The sequence below is a fragment of the Streptomyces sp. NPDC104226 genome, from assembly GCF_055584085.1.
Genome location: NZ_JBVJMS010000007.1, coordinates 504941 through 526937, shown reverse-complemented (window position 1 = coordinate 526937; position 21997 = coordinate 504941). Strand labels below are relative to the sequence as shown.

Here is a 21997-nt window from a genome sequence, read left to right as displayed (position 1 = left end):
CCCCCCCCCCCCCCCCCCCCCCCCCCCCCCCCCCCCCCCCCCCCCCCCCCCCCCCCCCCCCCCCCCCCCCCCCCCCCCCCCCCCCCCCCCCCCGCCCCCGGTGCGTTCAGTACGGGTACTTCGGGGTGTTACTTGTTGATGCGGCTCGCGATTTCCTTGTCCGCGTCCGCACCCGCCTTGGCGGCGTCGTCACCCTTCAGGACCTTCGTCATGAACTCCTTGATGGGGTTCGGCTCGGTCTCGACGTTCGCCCAGCCCGGGGTCACCGGGGTGATGTTGCCGTTGACGCCGCCCTTGGCCATCGCCTCGGCGAAGGAGCCCGCGGCCGGGGCGAAGTTCGCGCCGACCTGGTTCGGGAGCAGCGCGCCCTTGGTCTCGGCGGCGTACTTGGTCATCTGGTCCTTGCCTGCGGCGAGGGCCAGCCACTCCTTGGCGAGGTCCTTGTTCTTGGAGCGCTCGGCGATCGCCAGGTTCGAGCCACCGAGGAAGACGGTGCCCGGCTTGTCGGCGGTCTTGCCCGGGATCGGGAAGTAACCGAAGTCGGCTTCCTTGCCCGCGTCCTTCAGCGCCTTCTCGGCACCGCCGGCCTCCCAGCCGAGGCCGATCCAGGAGGCGACGCCACCCTTGGGAACGACGTCGGTGGACTGCTGCGGGTTCGCCTCGTCCTTGTCCTTCGGGGCGGTGGAGAAGGCCTGGAGCTTCTTGTAGAACTCCATCGCGGAAGCGGCCTGGGGGGTACCGAGACCGCCCTTCCACTTGTCGCCGTCCTTGACGGCGAGGTCGCCGCCCTCGTCCCAGATGAGACCGGCGAGGACGTACCAGCTCTGGCCGGGCAGGTAGATCGGCTGCGTGGCCGGGTCGGCCGCCTTCAGCTTCTCCAGGCCGGCGACCCACTCGTCGCGGGTCTTGGGCGCCGTGACGCCCGCCTTCTCGAAGGCCTTCTTGTCGTAGATCACGACGCGGTTGGCCGCGTACCACGGAGCGGAGTAGAGCTTGCCGTCGATCTCGGCCGAGGCCAGACCGCTCTTCGCCCAGGCGTCCGCACCGAGCTTCGCCTTGTCCTTGGTCAGGTCGGCGAGGCCACCGGTGACCGCGTAACCGGCGGTCTGGGTGTTGCCGAGCTCCAGGACGTCCGGCGGGGTGTTCTCGGAGAGGGCCGTGGTGACCTTCTCCTGGATGCCCTTCCAGGGCTGAACCTCTACCTTGACCGTGACACCGGGGTGCTTGGCGGAGAACTCCGCGTTGACCGCGTCGATCCAGGTCTTCGGTGCGGAGCCGTCCATCACCCAGACGGTGATCTCCTTGGCGCCACCCGCGTCGGCCTTCGGCTTGTCGTCGCCGCCGTTGCCGCACGCCGCGACTCCGACCATCATGCCCGCGACACTGACCGCCGCGATGAGCTTGCGCTTCACGCCACCCTCCTCAGGGATGCTGCCTGCACTTCCCTTGCCCGCCGCGGTGACTCAAAAAGCACCAAGTACTGCTTGTGGGGCCGGGATCTGATCCATATTGGTGTAGACCAGTAGCTGGAGCTTGGCCTAGACCTTTAGGGGTGTCAAGGGTCTAATGAGCGGGTGCTCGGTCCGTTATCGGACCGACACCTGGGGGAGGGAGGAGGCCCGCCCTCCCTCCCGTGTCACGATGTGACCGCACATATCGGAGGAGCCGGTGACGGCAACGAAACTGGAGTCGGGAAGGCGGGCGGCGATGGCCACCGAAGGGGCGATCACGGAGCCGGACAGCGGGGCGGCCACCCGCACGGCACGCGTGCCCAAGTACTACCGACTCAAGCGCCACTTGCTCGATATGACCGAAACCCTTCCGCCGGGCACCCCCGTGCCGCCCGAGCGCACGCTCGCGGCCGAGTTCGACACCTCCCGCACCACGGTGCGACAGGCCCTCCAGGAGCTCGTCGTCGAGGGACGGCTGGAGCGAATCCAGGGGAAGGGCACCTTCGTCGCCAAGCCGAAGGTCTCCCAGCCGCTCCAACTCTCCTCGTACACCGAGGACATGAGGGCCCAGGGCCTGGAGCCCACCTCCCAGCTCCTGGACATCGGCTACGTGACGGCCGACGACACCCTCGCCGGCCTCCTCAAGATCGCCACCGGCGGCCGGGTCCTGCGCATCGAACGCCTCCGCCTGGCCAGCGGCGAACCGATGGCCATCGAGACCACGCACCTGTCGGCCAAGCGCTTCCCCGCGCTGCGCCGGTCGCTGGTCAAGTACACCTCCCTCTACACCGCCCTCGCCGAGGTGTACGACGTACGCCTCGCCGAAGCGGAGGAGACCATCGAGACCTCCCTGGCCACCCCGCGGGAGGCCGGGCTGCTCGGCACCGACGTCGGACTGCCGATGCTGATGCTTTCCCGCCATTCGCTGGACGCCGACGGGGAGCCCGTCGAGTGGGTGCGTTCCGTGTACCGCGGCGATCGTTACAAGTTCGTCGCCCGACTCCAGCGCCCCGCCGTCTGATTCGTAGTTGACTCTCGTTCCGCTATACGGACGGGGGGTTACGTCCAGCGGGCGGCCCCCCGTAGATTCCCTGCGCTCACGCAGATGATCAACGAGGGGACGAGGATCATGACGGAACCGGAACCGAGAGCCACACGGTCGGCACGGGACGCGGCGAGTCCGGGCATCACGCCGGACTCGCCTTCTCCATCTGGGGGCATGTCCCCCAAGGCCGTGGCCGTGTGGGTGCTGGTCGGGCTCGTGGGAGCCATCGGCTGGGGCGTGCTGGCGCTCTCGCGCGGCGAGGAGATCTCGGCCGCCTGGCTGCTCGCCGCCGCGCTCGGCTCGTACGCGATCGGCTACCGCTTCTACGCGCGTTTCATCGCGAACCGCGTACTGAAGGTGGACAAGACCCGCGCCACCCCCGCCGAACGCCTTGACAACGGTGTCGACTTCCACCCGACCGACCGACGGGTGCTTTTCGGCCACCACTTCGCCGCCATCGCCGGCGCCGGACCGCTCGTCGGTCCCGTACTCGCCTCACAGATGGGCTACCTGCCGGGCACCATCTGGATCGTCGTGGGCGTGATCTTCGCGGGCGCCGTCCAGGACATGGTCACGCTCTTCTTCTCCACCCGGCGCAACGGCCGTTCGCTCGGCCAGATGGCCCGCGACGAGATCGGCCCGGTCGGCGGCGCCGCCGCGCTGATCGGCGTCTTCGCCATCATGATCATCCTGCTGGCCGTGCTGGCCCTGGTCATCGTCAACGCGCTGGCGCACTCCCCGTGGGGCGTCTTCTCCATCGGCATGACCATCCCGATCGCCCTCTTCATGGGCTTCTACCTGCGCGTCCTGCGCCCGGGCAAGGTCACCGAGGTCTCCGTCGTCGGTGTCGCGCTGCTGCTGCTCGCCATCGTCGCGGGCGGCTGGGTCGCCGAGTCCTCGATGGCGGACTTCTTCACCCTGGAGAAGGAGACGCTGGTCCTCTGGATGATCGCCTACGGGTTCGTGGCGTCCGTCCTGCCGGTGTGGATGCTGCTCGCCCCGCGCGACTACCTCTCCACCTTCATGAAGGTGGGCACCATCGGGCTGCTGGCCGTGGGCGTGGTCATCGCCATGCCGACGCTGAAGATGCCCTCGGTCACCGACTTCGCCTCGCGCGGAGACGGCCCGGTGTTCGCCGGCTCGATGTTCCCGTTCGTCTTCATCACCATCGCCTGCGGGGCCCTGTCCGGCTTCCACTCGCTGGTCTCCTCGGGCACCACCCCGAAGATGATCCAGAAGGAGACCCAGGTCAGGGTCATCGGCTACGGCGCGATGCTGACCGAGTCCTTCGTCGCCATCATGGCGATCATCACGGCCTGCATCATCGACCCGGGCCTGTACTTCGCCATCAACTCCCCCGGCGGTGTCGTCGGCGCCACCGTGGAGACGGCCTCGCAGGCCGTGACCAACTTCGGCTTCGCCATCTCCCCCGAGGCCCTCGCCCAGGCCGCGAAGGACGTGGAGGAGACCAGCCTGCTCTCCCGTACGGGCGGCGCTCCGACCTTCGCACTCGGAATGTCGGAGATCTTCTCGGCCGTGATCGGCGGCGCCTCGATGAAGGCGTTCTGGTACCACTTCGCGATCATGTTCGAGGCCCTGTTCATCCTGACGACCGTGGACGCCGGCACCCGCGTGGGCCGCTTCATGCTCCAGGACACCCTCGGCAACGTGCACAAGTCCTTCAAGGACGTCAGCTGGAAGCCCGGCGTCTGGTTCGCCAGCGCGGTCGTCGTCGGCGGCTGGGGCTACTTCCTGTGGGTCGGCGTCAAGGACCCGCTGGGCGGCATCAACCAGCTCTTCCCGCTGTTCGGCATCGCGAACCAGCTGCTCGCGGCCGTCGCCCTGGCCGTCTGCACCACCCTGCTGATCAAGTCCGGACGCCTCAAGTGGGCCTGGGTGACGGGCGTTCCGCTGGCCTGGGACCTGGCCGTCACGCTCACCGCCAGCTACCAGAAGATCTTCTCCGACAACCCGAAGATCGGCTTCTTCGCGCAGCGGGACGTCTACCAGGACGGGATCGAGGCGGGCAAGGTCCTCAAGCCCGCCAAGAACATGGACGAGATGCACACCGTGGTCACCAACGCCACGGTGGACGGCGTCCTGTCGGTGTTCTTCGCCCTGCTGATCATCATCGTGCTCGTGGACGCCGCCCGGACCTGTCTGGCGGCCATCCGCAAGCCCGAGTCGGTCACGCTCGCCGAGGTCCCGTGGACCGAGTCCAAGATCGTCGCCCCGGCCGGTCTGATCCCGACCGACGAGGAGCGGGCCGAACTCGCCGCCGCCGGACTCGACTCGGGCGGGGGCCGCACGCAGGACTCCGTACGGGAACCCGCGTGACGCGCCTGCGCCACGTGCTGGGCCGGGCCCGGTTCTTCGTCAGGGAGTTCTCGGGCGAGGCGGCCTACGACCACTACGTGGCCCACGCCCGTACGCACGACCCGGACGCGGTGGTCCCGTCGCGCCGGGACTTCGAACGGGCCCGCACGGACGCCCGCGAGGGCGACCCGCGCGAAGGGTTCCGCTGCTGCTGAACCGGCGGGAAGCCGAGAGGCCGCCGCGTTCCGTCCACCCGACGGAACGCGGCGGCCTCTTTTCCTGCCCTGGCGCACACTCGATGCCATGGACATCATCATCAGGACGGCGGCGGCCGCCGAATACGAAGAGCTCGGGGAGATCACCGCACGGGCGTACCTCGACGACGGACTGCTCGACTTCGCCGAGGACGACCCCTACCTGAGCCGGCTGCGCGACGTCGCCGGCCGGGCTCCCGACGGCGAGGTGCTCGTAGCGGAGTACGAGGGCACGCTGCTCGGCGGTGTGACCTTCGCCCCTCCCGGCAGCCCGCTCTGCGACATCGCAGGCCCCGGCGAGGCGGAGTTCCGGATGCTGGCCGTCTCCCCGGCGGCGCGCGGACGCGGCGCGGGCGAGGCCCTCGTACGGGCCTGCGTGAACCGCGCCCGGGAGCTGGAGGGCGTGGGCCACCTGGTGCTGTCGACCACGGAGAAGATGCTCGGGGCGCACCGGATCTACGACCGGCTGGGCTTCGTACGGACGCCCGAGCGGGACTGGTACCCGGTTCCGGGGCTGCCGCTGCTCACCTACCGCCTGGAGCTCTAGGGCCTGCCGTCCGCGAGGAGCGACACAACATGTGGGGGCTACCGCGAGCACCGGCCCCCACATGTATGCTCATGCTCGCTGTCGTCGCAGGGGAATCCGGTGAGAATCCGGAACTGTCCCGCAACGGTATGAAATGCACCGACCCGCTCGGTGCATCCGCAAGTCCGAGGACCTGCCGACAGTGCGCCCGGCTCGTCCGAACCGGGTGCAGACACGTCCGGGCCTCGCGGTTGGGCCGGTGGACGCCACGTGGTGCACGCGCACGGCCCTGCCAGGCACGCGCGCCCCCACGTGCGCCCCCTCGCGCCCCGCACCAACGGTGATCCCGGAGCCGAGCGAGGGAGAGCTCCCCCCGTGACCATCGCGCCTTCCGCACCGCGCGCCGAGTCCGACCCGTCCGCCTACGAGGGTCCGGGGGCCGCGCTCCTGCGCACGCTCACCGAGCTGACCGCCGACCTGCCCGACACCGACCCCGGCCGGGTCGCCGCCGCCGCGCTGCGCGGCCGCAGCGCCGCCGCCGACGAGGCGGAGCTCCGTACGCTCGCCACCGAGGCGGCCGCCGGGCTGATCTCCGAGGACCCGGCGTACTCCCGGCTCGCCGCCCGCCTGCTGACGCTGGCCGTCCGCGACGAGGCCGCCGGCCAGGGCTCCACCTCCTTCTCCGACTCCGTCGAGGTCGGCCACCGCGAGGGGCTCATCGCCGACCGCACCGCGGACTTCGTACGCCTGCACGCGAACCGGCTCGACGCGCTGGTCGAGCACGCGCTCGCCGAGGGCGCCGACGACCGCTTCGGCTTCTTCGGCCTGCGCACCCTGCACAGCCGCTACCTGCTGCGGCACCCGATCACCCGCCAGGTCATCGAGACCCCCCAGTACTTCATGCTGCGCGTGGCCTGCGGCCTCGCGGAGAACGACTCCGTGCAGGCCGTCGAGGAAGTCGCCTCCCTCTACCGGCTGATGAGCCGCCTGGACTACCTGCCGTCCTCCCCCACGCTCTTCAACTCCGGCACCCGCCACCCGCAGATGTCCTCCTGCTACCTGCTGGACTCCCCGCTGGACGAGCTGGACTCGATCTACGACCGCTACCACCAGGTCGCGCGCCTCTCCAAGCACGCCGGCGGCATCGGCCTCTCGTACTCCCGCATCCGCGCCCGCGGTTCGCTGATCCGCGGGACGAACGGCCACTCCAACGGCATCGTGCCGTTCCTGAAGACCCTGGACGCCTCCGTCGCCGCCGTGAACCAGGGCGGCCGCCGCAAGGGCGCCGCCGCGGTCTACCTGGAGACCTGGCACGCGGACATCGAGGAGTTCCTGGAGCTCCGCGACAACACCGGCGAGGACCAGCGCCGCACCCACAACCTGAACCTGGCCCACTGGGTGCCGGACGAGTTCATGCGCCGTGTGAACGCCGACGCCGACTGGTCGCTGTTCTCCCCCGCCGACGTCCCCGAGCTGGTCGACCTGTGGGGCGACGCGTTCGACGCCGCCTACCGCAAGGCCGAGGAGTCGGGCCTGGCCCGCAAGAGCATGCCCGCCCGCGACCTGTACGGCCGGATGATGCGCACCCTCGCGCAGACCGGCCAGGGCTGGATGACCTTCAAGGACGCCTCCAACCGCACGGCGAACCAGACCGCCGAGCCGGGCACCGTCGTCCACTCCTCGAACCTCTGCACCGAGATCATCGAGGTCACCAACGACGGCGAGACGGCCGTCTGCAACCTCGGCTCGGTCAACCTGGGCGCCTTCGTGGTCCAGGGGGCCGACGGCGGGGACATCGACTGGGAGCGGCTCGACGAGACCGTCCGCACCGCGGTCACCTTCCTCGACCGCGTCGTGGACATCAACTTCTACCCGACCGAGCAGGCCGGCCGCTCCAACGCCCGCTGGCGTCCGGTGGGCCTGGGCGCGATGGGCCTCCAGGACGTCTTCTTCCAGCTGAAGCTGCCCTTCGACTCCCCCGCGGCGAAGGCCCTGTCCACGAAGCTCTCCGAGCGCATCATGCTCGCCGCCTACGAGGCCTCCTGCGACCTGGCCGAGCGCAACGGCCCGCTCCCGGCATGGGAGCAGACCCGCACGGCCCGCGGCGTCCTGCACCCCGACCACTACGACGTCGAGCTGAACTGGCCGGAGCGCTGGGACGCGCTGCGCGCCCGCGTCACGCAGTCCGGGATGCGCAACTCGCTCCTGCTGGCCATCGCCCCGACGGCGACCATCGCCTCCATCGCGGGCGTGTACGAGTGCATCGAGCCGCAGGTCTCCAACCTCTTCAAGCGCGAGACCCTGAGCGGGGAGTTCCTCCAGGTCAACGGCTACCTGGTGGAGGAGCTCAAGCGGCTCGGCGTCTGGGACGCCCAGACCCGCGAGGCGCTTCGCGAGTCCTCCGGCTCCGTCCAGGGCTTCGGCTGGATCCCCGCGGAGGTGCGCGACCTGTACCGCACGGCGTGGGAGATCCCGCAGCGCGGCCTGATCGACATGGCGGCGGCGCGCACCCCGTTCCTCGACCAGTCCCAGTCGCTGAACCTGTTCCTGGAGACGCCCACCATCGGCAAGCTCAGCTCGATGTACGCGTACGCCTGGAAGCAGGGCCTGAAGACCACGTACTACCTGCGTTCCCGCCCCGCGACGAAGATCGCCCGCGCCGCCTCCGGCAGCACGGTCCCGGCGGCCGCCGCTCCGCTCCCGCAGGCCGTCGACGCCGACGCGCTGGCCTGCTCCCTTGAAAACCCCGAGTCCTGCGAGGCATGCCAGTAATGAGCACCACCGACACCACGAAGAACCTCCTCGACCCGGGCTTCGAACTGACCCTGCGCCCCATGCGCTACCCGGACTTCTACGAGCGCTACCGGGACGCGATCAAGAACACCTGGACCGTCGAGGAGGTCGACCTCCACTCGGACGTCGCGGACCTCGCGAAGCTGACGCCCTCCGAGCAGCACATGATCGGCCGGCTGGTCGCCTTCTTCGCGACGGGCGACTCGATCGTCTCGAACAACCTGGTCCTGACCCTGTACAAGCACATCAACTCCCCGGAGGCGCGCCTGTACCTGTCGCGCCAGCTCTTCGAGGAGGCCGTGCACGTCCAGTTCTACCTGACGCTGCTCGACACCTACCTGCCCGACCCGGACGACCGCGCGGCCGCCTTCGACGCGGTCGAGGAGATCCCGTCGATCCGCGAGAAGGCGCAGTTCTGCTTCCGCTGGATGGACTCGGTGGAGAAGATCGACCGTCTGGAGACGGCCGCCGACCGCCGCCGCTTCCTGCTGAACCTGATCTGCTTCGCCGCCTGCATCGAGGGCCTGTTCTTCTACGGTGCCTTCGCGTACGTGTACTGGTTCCGCTCCCGCGGCCTGCTCCACGGTCTGGCGACGGGCACCAACTGGGTCTTCCGCGACGAGACCTGCCACATGAACTTCGCCTTCGAGGTCGTGGACACGGTCCGCAAGGAGGAGCCGGAGCTCTTCGACGACGCCCTCCAGCAGCAGGTCACCGACATGCTGAAGGAGGCCGTGGAGGCGGAGCTGCAGTTCGGCCGGGACCTGTGCGGTGACGGCCTGCCGGGCATGAACACCGAGTCCATGCGCGAGTACCTGGAGTGCGTCGCGGACCAGCGCCTGGTCCGCCTGGGCTTCCCGCCGATCTACGGCTCGCAGAACCCGTTCACCTTCATGGAGCTCCAGGGCGTCCAGGAGCTGACGAACTTCTTCGAGCGCCGCCCGTCGGCCTACCAGGTGGCGGTCGAGGGCACGGTCGACCTGGACGAGGACTTCTAGGCGGCCTTCATCTGCTGACGGCGCCCCCGCCCGTGGGGAGCGGCACCGGGGTGACCGGGGCTTCGGGCGGGGGCGCCCTGCTGTTCCCGGCGTGCGGCGGCGGTGCGGATCTGCCGGTCGGTGCGGTGCTCCCGCAGGGCGCCGTAGAGGGCGGGGCCCGCCAGGAGGGCGGCGACGGCCAGGACGAGGAGGTAGTCGAGGAACGTGTTCATGACTCCACTCTCGCCAAGGCGGGAGGAACCGGACAGTGGCAGGACTGTCATGGAAGGGCGAATTACTGCCACACTGGGGTCATGCTGAAGCCTTCCCCCCTGAAGAACGTGGCCGTGGCCGTCGTGAACGGGGTCACCCCCTTCGAGATGGGCATCTTCTGCGAGGTCTTCGGGATCGACCGGAGCGCGATGGGGCTGCCCACCTACGACTTCGCCGTCTGCGCGATGGAGGGGAACCCGGTCACCGTCGGAGACGGGCACTACAGCCTCACCCTCCCCCACGGCCCCGACCGGCTGGAGGAGGCGGACCTGATCTGCCTGCCCGCCGACCGCCAGGCACCGACCCGCGAGTACCCGGAGCCGCTGCTGGAGGCGCTGCGGCGGGCCGTGGACCGGGGTGCGCGGGTGCTGAGCGTGTGCAGCGGGGCCTTCATGCTGGGCGCCGCCGGGCTGTTGGACGACCGGCGCTGCACCACGCACTGGATGCACGCCCCGGCCCTGGCCCGCCGCTTTCCGCGGGCCCGGGTCGACCCGGACGTGCTCTACGTCGACGAGGGCCAGGTGATCACCTCGGCCGGCACCGCCTCCGGGATCGACGCCTGCCTGCACCTGGTCCGGCAGGAGCAGGGCGCCGAGGTGGCCAACACCATCGCCCGGCGGATGGTCGTACCGCCGCACCGGGACGGCGGGCAGGCGCAGTACATCCAGCGTCCGCTGCCCCGCACCTCCTGCGACACGGTGGGCGAGGTGATCGGCTGGATGGGCCGCCACCTGGAGGAGGAGATCACGGTCGAGCAGCTCGCGGAGCGGGCGCACATGTCCCCGCGGACCTTCGCCCGGCGCTTCCTCCAGGAGACGGGGACCACCCCGTACCAGTGGGTGCTGCGCCAGCGGGTCCTGCTGGCGCAGGAGCTGCTGGAGGCCACCGACGAGACGGTGGACGCGATCGCGGGCCGCTGCGGCTTCGGTACCGCGGCCGCCCTGCGCCACCACTTCCTGCGGACGCTGAACACCACCCCGAACGCCTTCCGCCGCACCTTCCGGGGCCCGGCCGCGGCCTGAAATCGGGCCGGTTCGCTCAGCTGAGCGAGAACTTCCCCCTTCTTGATCGCGTTCGCCCTACGGTTTGGTGGTTCACATACGACAGGGGGGTTCCCATGACTCGCGCCATCCGGACCGTCGGCAGCCACCCGGCCACCGCCGACCCGAGCGACCTCGGCTGGGACTAGGCCGTCTCTTTCGGATCCTGCCGGGCCTCACCGCGCGAAAGGCGCCCCGCTCCTGACCGGAGCGGGGCGCCGCTTGCCTGCGGGAGGGTGCGGCTACGCGTTCGGAACCGTCTCGTAGCGCGGGGTGCCCTCTTCCATCTGCCGCAGCGCGTCCTTGCGGTCCCGCTTCGAGAGGCGGTCGATGTACAGGGAGCCGTACAGGTGGTCGGTCTCGTGCTGGAGGCAGCGCGCGAAGTAGCCGGTGCCCCGGACCTTGATCGGGTTGCCCTGCGCGTCCTGGCCGGTCACCTCGGCGTAGTCCGGGCGGGCCAGCGAGGCGTAGGCGGTCGGGACCGACAGGCAGCCCTCGTTCGAGTCGTCCAGGACGCGGGTGCCGGCCGGCAGCTCGACGAGCTTCGGGTTGATCACCACGCCCGTGTGGCGGTTGCCGTCGTCGTCCGGGCAGTCGTAGACGAAGACCTTGGCGTCGACGCCGATCTGGTTCGCGGCGAGGCCCACGCCCTCGGCGGCCTTCTGGCTGGCGAACATGTCGTCGATGAGCTGCGCCAGCTCGTCGCCGAACTCGGTGACGTCCTTGCACTCCCGGTGCAGGACCGGGTTGCCGACCACCGTGATCGGGCGGGCGGTGCCGCGCTCGCGGTGGGCGAGCTCGCGCGCCTCACAGTCCTCGGTGTCGACGACGTACCCGTCGTTCACGCTCTCGACAACGTCGTTCTCCTGCTGCGCCATGTCCGCCGTACGCCTTCCGTAAGTCCACCAGTCACCGATGTGCCGGTACAGCCTACGGCCCCGGCTCAGCAGACCTCTTCGAGATCCCGCCACTCCCGGCTGTCCGGACTGTCCGCGACCCAGCCGTCGAGCAGCCCGCGCACCAGGCCCGCGGGCGCGGCGATCCCGCACTCCCGCTCGGGCACCCACAGGGATCCGGAGCCGGCCGTGCGGTGGCCCAGCGGGCCGGGATGGCCCGGTTCGCTGTGGTCGTGCGGGTCCAGGTGCTCGCCGTCGCCCTCGCCGCTCGGCATGGCGCTCTCCGAGCAGGTCCGGCACAGCAGCCGCACCGAGGAGGACCAGTCCTCGGCGGCGAAGCCTGCGTCGGAGGCCAGCTGCTCCAGGGCGTTGCGGTCGGCCTCGGTGGCCGCTTCCAGGAGCACCACCCAGGTCGGCACCGGGGAGGGCGCCCACAGCTCGATCTCGTCGAAGACGGGGTACGAGGGCCCGGCCGCGGTGATGCGCTCGCCGTGCGGGACCCCGTCGTGCAGGACGACCTCGCCCCAGCGCCGCCCCGAGGAGGGCAGCGGGATCGACAGGACCTCCATGCGGGCCGGGTCCAGCCGGCGGCCCCAGACCACCTCGGCCTCGCCCTCGGGCGACAGCCGTACGGCGGCGCTCCCGAGCTCCATGCCGACCGGTTCGCCGTGGGCCTGACCGCTCCCGCTCGCGGCGTGCGGGTCTCCGGGCACCTTCAGCCCGTACGCCTGCCAGGCGCGGCGGGCCAGCGGCCAGTCCTGCAGGGCGGTCGCGGCGATGCCGACGTTCCACCAGTCCGGGGCGCCGGTCTCCCGGTCGAGCAGGGCCACGGCGCGCAGCCCGGCGGCCCGCGCCTGCTCCCAGTCGTGGCGGAACTTGTGGAGCAGCGCCAGGTTGAACCAGGACTCGGACAGCCAGGGTTCCAGGTCTGCCGCTCTGGTCAGCAGCGCGCCGGCGTCCTCGTACCGACCGTCGCCGATCAGCGTGAACGCGCGGTCGGTGGCCTGCCGCCACGAGGCGGAGGGCCGATGCCGTACCTTCCCGAAGATCCTCACGATTCCCGCCTGCCGGACACTCTTGCTCGGGACACTCCTGCTGCGAACTCTCCTGCTGGGAACACTCTCACTGGCATCCAACCATGCCCACTCGGACGGCCGCTCATTACCCATGGGTTACCCAGGCGGGACGGGTACGACTCTGGCACGTCCGCCCCGGGCGAGCACCCTGGCGAGACACTCCACGACTTCCGGCTGGAAGTCGTGCCCGGTCCCCAGGCGCAGCCGCTCCAGGGCCTCCAATGAGCCGCCCGGGTGACGGGCCCCGCCCGCGAGGTCGTCGTACGCGTTGACCGCGCGCACGATCCGGGCGGCGACTGGCTGGTCGCGGTACGGGTCCGCCTGGAGCTCCACGACCACGGCGACCTCGTGCGGGACCCCCGTCTGGCGGGCCACCTCGCCGCCGAGCCCGGCGATCCGGCGGGCTTCGGCCTCGGGCAGCTCGGCGGTGGCCCCGTCCGGGACCGGGTCGACGAGGGAGAGCTGCCCGATGTCGTGCATGAGGGCGGCGTACTCCAGCACCGTGATCTCCCGCTCCGAGAGGCCCAGCTCCCGGCCCACGGCGACGCTGAGCGCGGCGACCCGGCGGGAGTGGCCCGGCCGGGTGTAGCCGGCGATCTCGGTGGCGCGGGCGAGGGAGGTGATGGTCTGGCGGTAGGTGGTGCGGATGGCGGTGATCCGGTGGAAGGACATCTGCGTCAGGAGCAGCGGCACGCTGAAGACGGGCACCGCCCACAGCCCCGCGACGGCCACTCCGAGGGCCATGACCACCCCGGTGGCGCAGATCGCGGAGCCGATGCCCAGCTGGGCGCGGAGCTCGTCGCGGAGCAGCGGGGCGAACGGCCAGCCGGTCCGTGCCCCGGCGAGGACGGCGCCGAGGACCGCGTCGCACAGGGCGGTGAGCCCGAGGAGCAGGACCAGGAAGAGCACGAGGTACGGGCCCTGGCCGATCCGGTGCTCCAGCTGCCCGGAGTTGTAGAGCGGCTGGAAGCAGACGGCGGCGAAGGTGACGGTGAGGACGCGGCGGGCCAGGTGGTCGAGGGCGGGGCCGCGGCCCCGGGCGATGTGGGGGACGATCCCGAGAAGGGCGGCCGTGACCACCACGGCGACGATCTGCAGGACCCCGTGCTGGGTGGGGGCTCCGGCGTTCTGCCCGAGCAGGGCGTACGCGAGCGCCCCGGCGGATCCGAGCGGCGCGGGCTGCTGACGGGCGGCGTCGCCGCTGTCCCGGCGGGCGAGCTCGCCGATGGTGATCAGGGTGCCGAAGGCGAGGGCGAGGCCCGGGTCGGTCAGGCCGTTCCAGACGGTGTGCCCGAGCGCCGCCAGGGTCAGCGCCCCGGCGGCCCCTCGGACGGTGCCGACGGCCCAGCCCCTCACGCGTTGGCTCCCGCGGCGGGGGCGGACGGGGAGCCGGGGGTTCCCGGCGCCTCCGTGGCGGCTCCGGGCTCGGCGGCGGGCCCCGGCAGGCAGTGGCAGGGGTCCCCGGCCGCGGCGGCCTGGAGCGGGCCGCTCCCGGCCGTGCGGGCCTGGGACGCGGCTCCGGCCGGGGCGGCCTGGGCGGGCAGTCCGGTCAGCGCGGCTCCGGCGGGCACGGCCTCGCGCACGGCCCCCTGCGCCTCGCCGGGGCCGGCGGGGATCACCTGGAGGTCGTCCTCCGAGGTCACCTTCGGATGCCAGCCCTGCCGGTCGATGGCCTCGGCCAGCGCCCGCACCATGTCCGGGTCGAACTGCGCCCCCGCGCAGCGTTCCAGCTCGGCCAGGGCGACCGCCACCGGCCGGGCCCTGCTGTACGAACGGGTCGAGGTCATCGCGTCGAAGGCGTCGGCGACCGCCACGACCCGGGCGAGCACCGGGATCTGTTCCCCGGTCAGCCCGTACGGGTAGCCGGAGCCGTCCACCCGCTCGTGGTGGTGCAGGATCGCCGCGCGGGCCTCTCCCAGGAAGCCGATGCCGCGCACCATCTCGTGTCCGTATTCGGGGTGGAGTTCGATGATCCTGCGTTCTTCGGGGGTCAGCGGTCCGTCCTTGCGCAGCAGCCGGGTCGGGACGCCGAGCTTGCCCACGTCGTGGAGGATGCCGGCGATGCGGACGACTTCGAGGCGTTCCTCGCCCATGCCGAGCTCGCGGGCGATCATCGCCGAGGCCTGTCCGACCCGCTCGCTGTGGCCGCGCGTGTAGCGGTCCTTGATGTCGACGGCCTGGACCAGTGCCCTGATGGTGGCCTGGTGTGCGGCGCGCTCGCGGTGGTACTGGGCGAAGACCCAGCAGGAGATGTACATCGGCAGCATGACGAGCAGTGCGGCCGGGAGCCCGTACGGGCTGCGCCACATGACGGCCATCATCAGTCCGGCGAGGCCGTGCACGCAGTGCGGGGCGAGGGACCTGGTCCCGAAGCCCCGCCAGGCGGTGGTGGCGGGCCGGCGTTCGGCGGCGGCCAGGATGCAGCCGTCGAGGGCGGTCAGCACCAGGCAGAAGGCGACGGCCGCGGCGGCGGCGGGCAGCATCACGTACGGGAAGTCGGCGACCCAGGCGGCCGGTCCCGCCGGGCCCGAGGGTCCCGCCAGGCCTGTGGGCCCCTCGTGGCCCGCCGGCCCGGTGCCGCCGAAGGAGCCCGTGCCGAGCGCCCCCGGCCCGCCCAGCAGCCCGTAGACCTGCCCGGCGGTCCAGGCGGCTATGGACTGCTGCGCCCCGTGCCAGACGCGCCGCACCCCTGCGGGCCGCGCCGTCACGGTCCCGGCGATCGCGCCGGGCAGGGCGACGAGGGCGGCGGCGGCCGGCGGCAGGAGGAACACGGCGGCCAGCACCACCGGGAAGAAGGAGCCGAGCCCGTCGGGCACCCGGCGGCCCATGAGCGGGCACACCTTGACGAGTTCGCAGCCGAGGTAGAGCACGGCGAGCAGGCCGATGGAGGGCCACGGGGTGGCGGAACCGGTGACGGCCGGGGCAACGCACGCGAGGGCGGCCAGGACGGCGCCCAGGACGCAGGCGCGCGCCAACGGCGGAAGTACCCGCATGGCGCTCTCCTCCCCCTGAGCCGTGCAAGTCAGGTACGAATCAAACCAGTACCGAATGGGGAGAATAAGTGGGCCCGGGAGCGAGGTGGGCCACATTTTTGCATTGCGCCATGCGGACGCCCCCGGATTACCACCTTCGGGTGAAGGAAGTGCCCTTCCGGGGGCGGCTGTTCGGGATTGTTCAATCGGGTACCAGTTCACCGGCGACGATGGCCGGTAACCGATTTTTTCAGCCCGCCGCTGATCCCGGCATCGGCTCGGCGACGGCCGGCTCGGGCGAAGCGGCCGTAACGTCATGATCCGGCACGGCCTGCCCCGAACGGATGAGTTCGATCCGTCCCATCACCTTCGAGCGCAGGTCGGTCGGCACGTCGTCCGATCCGCAGCAGCGCTTGACCAGCTTCTTCACGGCCTGTTCCAGGCCGTACTTCTCCAGACAGGGATTGCACTCGCCGAAGTGCGCCTCGAACTTCGTGCAGTCACTGTCGGGCATCTCCTGGTCCAGGAACTCATAAAGGTGGTCCAGGACCTCGGAGCACTCCGTCTCGTGCGCATCTCCGCAGCTCATGAGCCCGAGCCTTTCAGGTCGTTCGACTCTCCCGCGCCGGCCGGGACGAGCCCGCGCTCACGGGCGTAGTCCTCAAGCATTCCACGGAGTTGACGGCGGCCACGGTGCAGTCGCGACATGACCGTACCGATGGGTGTACCCATGATGTCCGCGATCTCCTTGTACGCAAAGCCCTCTACGTCGGCAAGATAGACCGCGATGCGGAACTCTTCCGGAATGGCCTGCAGCGCTTCCTTCACGTCGGAATCGGGCAGGTGATCGAGAGCCTGCGACTCGGCGGAACGCAGACCCGTCGACATGTGCGACTCGGCGCGCGCAAGCTGCCAGTCCTCGATCTCCTCCGCCGCACTGCGCTGGGGCTCGCGCTGCTTCTTGCGGTACGAGTTGATGAAGGTGTTGGTCAGAATGCGGTACAGCCACGCCTTCAGGTTGGTGCCCTCGCGGAACTGGTGGAAGGACGCGTACGCCTTCGCATACGTCTCCTGGACCAGGTCCTCGGCGTCGGCCGGATTGCGCGTCATGCGCAGGGCGGCCGAGTACATCTGGTCGAGGTAGCCGAGGGCGTCCCTCTCGAAGCGCGCATTGCGCTCCGGGGTCGTCTCCTCCGCGTGGCCTTCGTCGGTCCCAGCGACAGGACCCACCTCCTCCGACTGCGTGGCGACTCCGAAAGCGGACCCGCTCGAATCGGAGAATAGTCGACCATCCCGGTCGCCCGCCGCCCGAACCGAGCCGCGCCCCGGCGCATGCAGCACTGTCCAGTCCAGGTCAGCGGCCTGCGGACGGTTCTGGCTGATGACCTGGGTCATGCGTTGCCTCTCCTCCGACGTGTTCCTGTGCGTACCGACATCCGGGACAACAGACGGCCCGGGTGGCGCATTCCCCGTCAGGGCCCGGTTTCCGGACCAAAGTCACCCGGGGACCCGGTCGTACGTCACACCGCGAGCCGGCCGAGCCACTCGGCCACCGCCCCCGTGATCACCGCCAGGGCCTCCTCCTGCGTGGGACCGGCCTTCTTCGGCACGGCGAAGCCGTGGTCCCCGCCCTCCACCTCCACCAGCTCGTACGAGGCCCCGCGCGCTCCCCGCTCCGGGAACTCCTCCGGCCGCCCGAAGGCGTCGCGTCCCCCCTGGACCACCAGCGCCGGGAGCCCGGCGCCCAGCAGCTCCCCGGCCCGGGACTTCTCCGGCCGGCCGGGCGGGTGCAGCGGGAAGGCCAGCGCGAGCACCCCGGCCGCGCCCAGCTCCGCGGCGGTCCGGCAGGCCACCCTGGCCCCGGCGCTGCGGCCGCCCGCGACGACGGGTAGCCCGGGCTCCGCGAAGGCGGGCCACAGGGCGTTCCAGCCCGCGTCCAGCGTCTTGGGCGCGGCGGCGACCTTCTTGCCGGCGACCCGCCAGGGCTGTTCGGCGAGCGCCACGGTGATCCCCCGGGCGGGCAGGGCCGCGGCCAGGGCCTGCAGGTCCCGGGCCTCGATCCCGCCACCGGCTCCGTGGCCCAGGGCGAGCACCAGGCGGGCCTTGCCCGCCGGGGCCGGGTGCCAGGTGATGCGGGCCTCGCCCGCCGGGGTGTCGATGCTCTCGGTGCGCTCGGCACGCGTGCTGCTCATGCCCCGATCATGCCGTCAGAAGAGCGTGCCCTCCTCCGGCCCCTCCAGCTCCTCCAGCAGTTCGGGCCCGTTGTTGCGGACGTTGCTGGCGGCGGTGGACACCGGATAGGCACGCATCAGCCCGCCGGGCGGCGGGGCCAGCAGGGCCTGGAGCTCGTCGGGGTCGGTCCGCGCCGGGTCCAGCCAGGCGTCCCACCGGTCCGGGGTGAGCATCAGCGGCATCCGGGGGTGGATGTCGGCGAGCGAGCGCGGCCCCTCGGCGGGGGCGACGCCGAGGGGACCCGTCTCGGCCTCGGTGGTGATCACCGAGCAGGTCGCCCACCAGGCGAGCGGGTGCTCGTCGGGCAGGGTCCGGTCGCGCCAGAACTCGTATATCCCGGCCATGGCGAAGACGGAGCCGTCGGAGGGGAGGACGAAGTAGGGCTGCTTGCGCGCCCGCTTCTTCTTCCCCTCGACCTCCAGCTGCCGCTCGTCGTGGGCGGTGACCCACTCGTAGTAGCCGTCCGCGGGGACGATGCAGCGGCGCTGCGCGAAGGGGCGGCGGAAGGACGGCTTCTCCGCGATGGTCTCGGACCGGGCGTTGATCATCCGGGCGGCGCCGTCGGGGTTCTGGGCCCAGGACGGGACGAGTCCCCATTTCAGGACCCTCAGCTGGCGAACCGGACGCCGGCTCGGAGCGTCTTTCAGGGGACGGTCGAGGACGACGTGGACCTCTTTCGTCGGAGCCACGTTCCAGTCGGGCGCCAGCGCCTCCTCCGGCTCCCACCGCTCCACCCCGAAGACCTCGGCCAGCTCCTGGGGTCCTCGACTCGCTGCATACCGTCCGCACATGGCTGCCACACTGCCATGTCACCCGATCGCCACGACAAGGAGTCCGCCACCTCATGAACACCAGCACCACGGCCGGCCTGTGGGACCGGCTCACCGGCATACAGGCGGCGCCCGACCAGTGGCTGGTGATCGCGACGGGGCTGGCGGCGCTCGTCGCGGTGGGTCCCCGGCCGGTGTGGCGGCTGTCGCGCAACGCGATCACCATCGCGCACGAGGGCGGTCACGGACTGCTGGCGCTGCTGACGGGCCGCAGCCTGGACGGGATCCGGCTGCACTCGGACACCAGCGGGGTCACCGTCAGCCGCGGCAAGCCCACCGGCCTCGGCATGGTCCTCACCGCCGCCGCCGGGTACACGGCGCCCTCCCTGCTCGGCCTCGGCGGGGCGGCCCTGCTGTCGGCGCACCGGATCACCCTGCTGCTGTGGGCGGCGACCGCCCTGCTGCTGGCGGTGCTGGTGATGATCCGCAACGCGTACGGACTGCTGACGGTGCTGGTCACGGGCGCCACCTTCGTCCTGGTCTCCTGGCTGGCCCCCGCGGACGTGCAGGCGGTCTTCGCGTACGCCGTGGTGTGGTTCCTGCTGCTCGGCGGCGTCCGGCCGGTCTTCGAACTGGGGGCCAAGCGGCGGGGCGGCGGGGCGCCCGACTCCGACGCGGACCAGCTCGGACGGCTCACCCATGTGCACCCGGTGGTGTGGCTGCTGCTCTTCCACGTGGTGGCGCTGTGCTCGCTCATCGGCGGCGGCCGCTGGCTGCTGGCCCTCTGATCCGATCCGGGCCCGCTGATGCGATCCGGTTCGGCTGATCCCGTCCTGGCCGACTGATCCCATCCCGGCCGGCTGATCCCATCCTGGCCGGCTGATCCGATCCGGGCCGGCGCGCGTCCGCCCGCCGAGACGCCCCCGGCGATCAAGATCTGCGGCCGTGGGAAGCCACTAAAGTGGTGGCCATGACCGAGACCCCCGCGCTCCCCGCCCTCTGGCCCGCCCCGCTCGCCGACACCGCCGTCCAGGCCACCGTCACCGTGCCCGGGTCGAAGTCGGTCACCAACCGTGCCCTGGTGCTCGCCGCGCTCGCCTCCGAGCCCGGCTGGGTGCGCCGCCCGCTGCGTTCGCGCGACTCCCAGCTGATGTCCGACGCGCTGCGCGCCCTGGGCGTCGGCATCGAGGAAACGGTCTCCTCCAGCTCCGCCGGCGAGGGCCAGGCCGGTGAGGCCTGGCGGGTCATCCCGGCCGCGCTGCACGGCCCGGCCACGGTGGACGTCGGCAATGCCGGCACGGTCATGCGCTTCCTGCCGCCCGTCGCCACCCTCGCCTCCGGCGACATCCGCTTCGACGGGGACCCCCGCTCCTACGAGCGCCCCCTGGGCCAGGTCATCACGGCGCTGCGCACGCTCGGCGCCCGCATCGACGACGACGGCCGCGGGGCGCTGCCGCTGACCGTCCAGGGCGGCGGGGCGCTGGAGGGCGGGACCGTCGAGATCGACGCGACCAACTCCTCGCAGTTCGTCTCCGCGCTGCTGCTCTCCGCCCCGCGCTTCAACCAGGGCGTCGAGGTCCGGCACGTGGGCACCAACCTGCCGTCGATGCCGCACATCCGGATGACGGTGGAGATGCTGCGCGCGGCGGGCGCCCAGGTCGACACCCCCGAGTCCGGCGGCGAGAAGAACGTCTGGCGGGTCGCCCCCGGCGCCCTGCTCGGCCGCGACCTGGTCGTGGAGCCGGACCTGTCCAACGCACAGCCCTTCCTGGCGGCGGCCCTGATCACCGGCGGCACGGTCACCATCCCGGACTGGCCGCACCGCACCACGCAGCCCGGTGACGCGCTGCGCCGGATCTTCACGGAGATGGGCGGCTCCTGCGAGCTGACCGACGCGGGCCTGGTCTTCACCGGCACCGGCAAGATCCACGGCATCGACGTGGACCTGGGCGAGGTCGGGGAGCTCACCCCGGGCATCGCCGCGGTCGCGGCGCTGGCCGACTCGGAGTCCGTGCTGCGCGGGGTCGCGCACCTGCGGCTGCACGAGACGGACCGGCTGGCGGCGCTCACCAAGGAGATCAACGGGCTGGGCGGAGACGTCACGGAGACCGCGGACGGTCTGCGGATCCGGCCGCGCGCCCTGCACGGCGGCACGTTCCACACGTACGACGACCACCGGATGGCCACGGCCGGCGCGGTGATCGGCCTGGCGGTGGAGGGCGTGCTCATCGAGAACGTCGCGACGACCGCGAAGACCCTGCCGGACTTCCCGAAGATGTGGGCGGACATGCTCGCGCGGGCCGAAGCGGCTCCGGCGGGCGTGGGAGCGTAGGGCCGGCCATGCGCAGGTACGGGAAGCACACCGACGAGGACGACATCCGCCAGCGGCCCAACCCCAAGGGCAACCGGCCGCGTACGAGCATCCGCCCCAAGCACGAGGACGCGGCCGAGGGCTTCGTCCTGACCGTGGACCGCGGCCGGCTGACCTGCCTGGTCGAGGACCGTACCGTGCACGCGATGAAGGCCCGCGAGCTGGGCCGCAAGGCGGCGGTGGTCGGGGACCGGGTCTGGATCGTCGGTGACCTGTCCGGCAAGAAGGACACCCTCGCCCGCATCGTGCGGATCGAGGCGCGCAAGTCCGTCCTGCGGCGCACGGCCGACGACGACGACCCGTACGAGCGCGTCGTCGTCGCCAACGCCGACCAGCTCGCCATCGTGACGGCGCTGGCCGATCCGGAACCGCGCCCCCGGATGATCGACCGCTGCCTGGTGGCCGCGTACGACGCCGGGCTGCAACCGCTGCTGGTCCTGACGAAGTCCGACCTGACCTCCGCGGACAAGATCCTGGAGATCTACTCGACCTTCGGCCTGAACTACGTGGTCACCAACCGCGAGGAGCTGGCGACGGGCGGCGCGGCCGACCGGGTGCGCGAGCACCTGAACGGCCGGATCACCGCCTTCGTCGGCCACTCGGGCGTCGGCAAGACCACCCTGGTGAACTCGCTGGTGGCCGAGGGCCGCCAGCGCGCGACGGGCGTGGTCAACGCGGTGACCGGCCGCGGCCGGCACACCACCACCTCGGCGCTGGCGCTGCCGCTGCCGGGCGGGGACGGCTGGGTCATCGACACCCCGGGCGTACGCTCCTTCGGCCTGCACCACGTGGACCCGTCGCGGGTCATCCTGGCCTTCCCGGAGCTGGTGCCGGGGACGGAGGAGTGCCCGCGCGCGTGCAGCCACGACGAGCCGGACTGTGCGCTCGACAAGTGGGTGGAGGACGGCCACGCGGATCCGGCGCGGCTGTACTCGCTGCGGCGGCTGCTGCAGACGCGGGAGCGCCGCGAGGGCGACTGACCGGGCGGGCACCTGATCGAAGGGT

At 71.5% G+C, this 21997-nt stretch carries 20 protein-coding genes and 1 riboswitch; of the genes, 10 read left to right on the top strand and 10 right to left on the bottom strand.

The window, feature by feature from the left end:
* Positions 1–128 precede the first annotated feature (128 nt).
* A complete protein-coding gene (locus tag ACZ60J_RS24300; RefSeq protein ID WP_469684847.1) occupies positions 129–1412 on the bottom strand; it encodes an extracellular solute-binding protein in 1284 nt (427 codons plus the stop codon).
* A 295-nt stretch (positions 1413–1707) separates the two neighbouring features.
* Between ACZ60J_RS24300 and ACZ60J_RS24295 the strand changes: the two genes are divergently transcribed.
* The 6 genes from ACZ60J_RS24295 to ACZ60J_RS24270 all read left to right on the top strand — a co-directional run bounded on the left by ACZ60J_RS24295 (position 1708) and on the right by ACZ60J_RS24270 (position 9383).
* Positions 1708–2472: a GntR family transcriptional regulator gene (locus ACZ60J_RS24295; protein ID WP_250750353.1), complete on the top strand. Its 765-nt coding sequence runs from the start codon at positions 1708–1710 to the stop codon at positions 2470–2472.
* 198 nt (positions 2473–2670) lie between these two features.
* Positions 2671–4833 carry a carbon starvation CstA family protein gene (locus ACZ60J_RS24290; protein ID WP_469684845.1) on the top strand — a complete coding sequence of 721 codons (2163 nt, stop codon included), beginning with the start codon at positions 2671–2673 and terminating at the stop codon, positions 4831–4833.
* Positions 4830–5027, top strand: a complete 198-nt coding sequence (locus tag ACZ60J_RS24285) for a CstA-like transporter-associated (seleno)protein (RefSeq protein WP_469684843.1) — start codon at positions 4830–4832, stop codon at positions 5025–5027. Before ACZ60J_RS24290 ends, ACZ60J_RS24285 begins: the two co-directional genes overlap by 4 nt.
* Before the next feature lie 88 nt (positions 5028–5115).
* Entirely contained in the window at positions 5116–5613 is a 498-nt protein-coding gene (locus ACZ60J_RS24280; protein WP_407837285.1) for a GNAT family N-acetyltransferase, read from the top strand.
* Between the two features lie 65 nt (positions 5614–5678).
* Positions 5679–5807, top strand: a riboswitch (cobalamin riboswitch).
* 160 nt (positions 5808–5967) lie between these two features.
* A complete protein-coding gene (locus ACZ60J_RS24275; RefSeq protein ID WP_469684840.1) occupies positions 5968–8364 on the top strand; it encodes a ribonucleoside-diphosphate reductase subunit alpha in 2397 nt (798 codons plus the stop codon).
* On the top strand, positions 8364–9383 hold the full coding sequence (locus tag ACZ60J_RS24270) for a ribonucleotide-diphosphate reductase subunit beta (protein WP_469684838.1): 1020 nt from the start codon (positions 8364–8366) through the stop codon (positions 9381–9383). Before ACZ60J_RS24275 ends, ACZ60J_RS24270 begins: the two co-directional genes overlap by 1 nt.
* On the opposite strand, the gene ACZ60J_RS24265 is transcribed toward ACZ60J_RS24270, so the two are convergent.
* The gene (locus ACZ60J_RS24265) at positions 9380–9595 is read right to left on the bottom strand and encodes a hypothetical protein (protein WP_469684836.1); all 216 of its coding nucleotides are present in this window, start codon (positions 9593–9595) and stop codon (positions 9380–9382) included. The genes ACZ60J_RS24270 and ACZ60J_RS24265 overlap by 4 nt on opposite strands.
* 81 nt (positions 9596–9676) lie before the next feature.
* Here ACZ60J_RS24265 and ACZ60J_RS24260 point away from each other — a divergent pair, with 81 nt between their 5' ends.
* The gene (locus tag ACZ60J_RS24260) at positions 9677–10657 is read left to right on the top strand and encodes a helix-turn-helix domain-containing protein (protein ID WP_469684834.1); all 981 of its coding nucleotides are present in this window, start codon (positions 9677–9679) and stop codon (positions 10655–10657) included.
* A 260-nt stretch (positions 10658–10917) separates the two neighbouring features.
* Here the strand turns inward: ACZ60J_RS24260 and def are convergent, their stop codons facing one another.
* The 8 genes from def to ACZ60J_RS24220 all read right to left on the bottom strand — a co-directional run bounded on the left by def (position 10918) and on the right by ACZ60J_RS24220 (position 18642).
* Complete coding sequence (gene def, locus ACZ60J_RS24255; protein WP_469684832.1) at positions 10918–11553, bottom strand: peptide deformylase; 636 nt, start codon at positions 11551–11553, stop codon at positions 10918–10920.
* A 65-nt stretch (positions 11554–11618) separates the two neighbouring features.
* Positions 11619–12626, bottom strand: coding sequence for a tetratricopeptide repeat protein (locus tag ACZ60J_RS24250; RefSeq protein WP_469684830.1), 1008 nt, complete (start codon positions 12624–12626; stop codon positions 11619–11621).
* Positions 12627–12743: 117 nt separating this feature from the next.
* Positions 12744–14003, bottom strand: coding sequence for an HD-GYP domain-containing protein (locus ACZ60J_RS24245; protein ID WP_469684828.1), 1260 nt, complete (start codon positions 14001–14003; stop codon positions 12744–12746).
* Complete coding sequence (locus tag ACZ60J_RS24240) at positions 14000–15640, bottom strand: HD-GYP domain-containing protein (protein ID WP_469684826.1); 1641 nt, start codon at positions 15638–15640, stop codon at positions 14000–14002. Before ACZ60J_RS24240 ends, ACZ60J_RS24245 begins: the two co-directional genes overlap by 4 nt.
* Positions 15641–15869: 229 nt before the next feature.
* Positions 15870–16208 (bottom strand): mycothiol system anti-sigma-R factor, encoded by a 339-nt coding sequence (gene rsrA, locus ACZ60J_RS24235; RefSeq protein ID WP_469684824.1) that lies wholly within the window; start codon positions 16206–16208, stop codon positions 15870–15872.
* On the bottom strand, positions 16205–16849 hold the full coding sequence (locus ACZ60J_RS24230) for a sigma-70 family RNA polymerase sigma factor (RefSeq protein WP_008741505.1): 645 nt from the start codon (positions 16847–16849) through the stop codon (positions 16205–16207). The genes rsrA and ACZ60J_RS24230 overlap by 4 nt, the downstream gene beginning before the upstream one ends.
* Before the next feature lie 290 nt (positions 16850–17139).
* Positions 17140–17811: an alpha/beta hydrolase family protein gene (locus ACZ60J_RS24225; protein ID WP_469684823.1), complete on the bottom strand. Its 672-nt coding sequence runs from the start codon at positions 17809–17811 to the stop codon at positions 17140–17142.
* Between the two features lie 15 nt (positions 17812–17826).
* Complete coding sequence (locus tag ACZ60J_RS24220; protein WP_469684822.1) at positions 17827–18642, bottom strand: SOS response-associated peptidase; 816 nt, start codon at positions 18640–18642, stop codon at positions 17827–17829.
* A gap of 53 nt (positions 18643–18695) precedes the next feature.
* Between ACZ60J_RS24220 and ACZ60J_RS24215 the strand changes: the two genes are divergently transcribed.
* The 3 genes from ACZ60J_RS24215 to rsgA all read left to right on the top strand — a co-directional run bounded on the left by ACZ60J_RS24215 (position 18696) and on the right by rsgA (position 21972).
* Positions 18696–19409, top strand: coding sequence for a M50 family metallopeptidase (locus tag ACZ60J_RS24215; RefSeq protein WP_469684821.1), 714 nt, complete (start codon positions 18696–18698; stop codon positions 19407–19409).
* 182 nt (positions 19410–19591) lie between these two features.
* Entirely contained in the window at positions 19592–20953 is a 1362-nt protein-coding gene (aroA, locus tag ACZ60J_RS24210) for a 3-phosphoshikimate 1-carboxyvinyltransferase (protein ID WP_469684820.1), read from the top strand.
* A gap of 8 nt (positions 20954–20961) precedes the next feature.
* On the top strand, positions 20962–21972 hold the full coding sequence (gene rsgA, locus ACZ60J_RS24205) for a ribosome small subunit-dependent GTPase A (RefSeq protein WP_469684818.1): 1011 nt from the start codon (positions 20962–20964) through the stop codon (positions 21970–21972).
* Positions 21973–21997: the final 25 nt, after the last annotated feature.

Bases quoted from the DNA above. Each gene is read 5' to 3' on its own strand.
- ACZ60J_RS24215 (WP_469684821.1), top strand. From the start codon at position 18,696: ATGAACACCAGCACCACGGCCGGCCTGTGGGACCGGCTCACCGGCATA.
- rsrA (WP_469684824.1), bottom strand. From the start codon at position 16,208: ATGAGCTGCGGAGATGCGCACGAGACGGAGTGCTCCGAGGTCCTGGAC.
- aroA (WP_469684820.1), top strand. From the start codon at position 19,592: ATGACCGAGACCCCCGCGCTCCCCGCCCTCTGGCCCGCCCCGCTCGCC.
- ACZ60J_RS24290 (WP_469684845.1), top strand. From the start codon at position 2,671: ATGTCCCCCAAGGCCGTGGCCGTGTGGGTGCTGGTCGGGCTCGTGGGA.
- ACZ60J_RS24225 (WP_469684823.1), bottom strand. From the start codon at position 17,811: ATGAGCAGCACGCGTGCCGAGCGCACCGAGAGCATCGACACCCCGGCG.
- ACZ60J_RS24295 (WP_250750353.1), top strand. From the start codon at position 1,708: ATGGCCACCGAAGGGGCGATCACGGAGCCGGACAGCGGGGCGGCCACC.
- rsgA (WP_469684818.1), top strand. From the start codon at position 20,962: ATGCGCAGGTACGGGAAGCACACCGACGAGGACGACATCCGCCAGCGG.
- ACZ60J_RS24280 (WP_407837285.1), top strand. From the start codon at position 5,116: ATGGACATCATCATCAGGACGGCGGCGGCCGCCGAATACGAAGAGCTC.
- ACZ60J_RS24265 (WP_469684836.1), bottom strand. From the start codon at position 9,595: ATGAACACGTTCCTCGACTACCTCCTCGTCCTGGCCGTCGCCGCCCTC.
- ACZ60J_RS24220 (WP_469684822.1), bottom strand. From the start codon at position 18,642: ATGTGCGGACGGTATGCAGCGAGTCGAGGACCCCAGGAGCTGGCCGAG.
- def (WP_469684832.1), bottom strand. From the start codon at position 11,553: ATGGCGCAGCAGGAGAACGACGTTGTCGAGAGCGTGAACGACGGGTAC.
- ACZ60J_RS24240 (WP_469684826.1), bottom strand. From the start codon at position 15,640: ATGCGGGTACTTCCGCCGTTGGCGCGCGCCTGCGTCCTGGGCGCCGTC.
- ACZ60J_RS24270 (WP_469684838.1), top strand. From the start codon at position 8,364: ATGAGCACCACCGACACCACGAAGAACCTCCTCGACCCGGGCTTCGAA.
- ACZ60J_RS24260 (WP_469684834.1), top strand. From the start codon at position 9,677: ATGCTGAAGCCTTCCCCCCTGAAGAACGTGGCCGTGGCCGTCGTGAAC.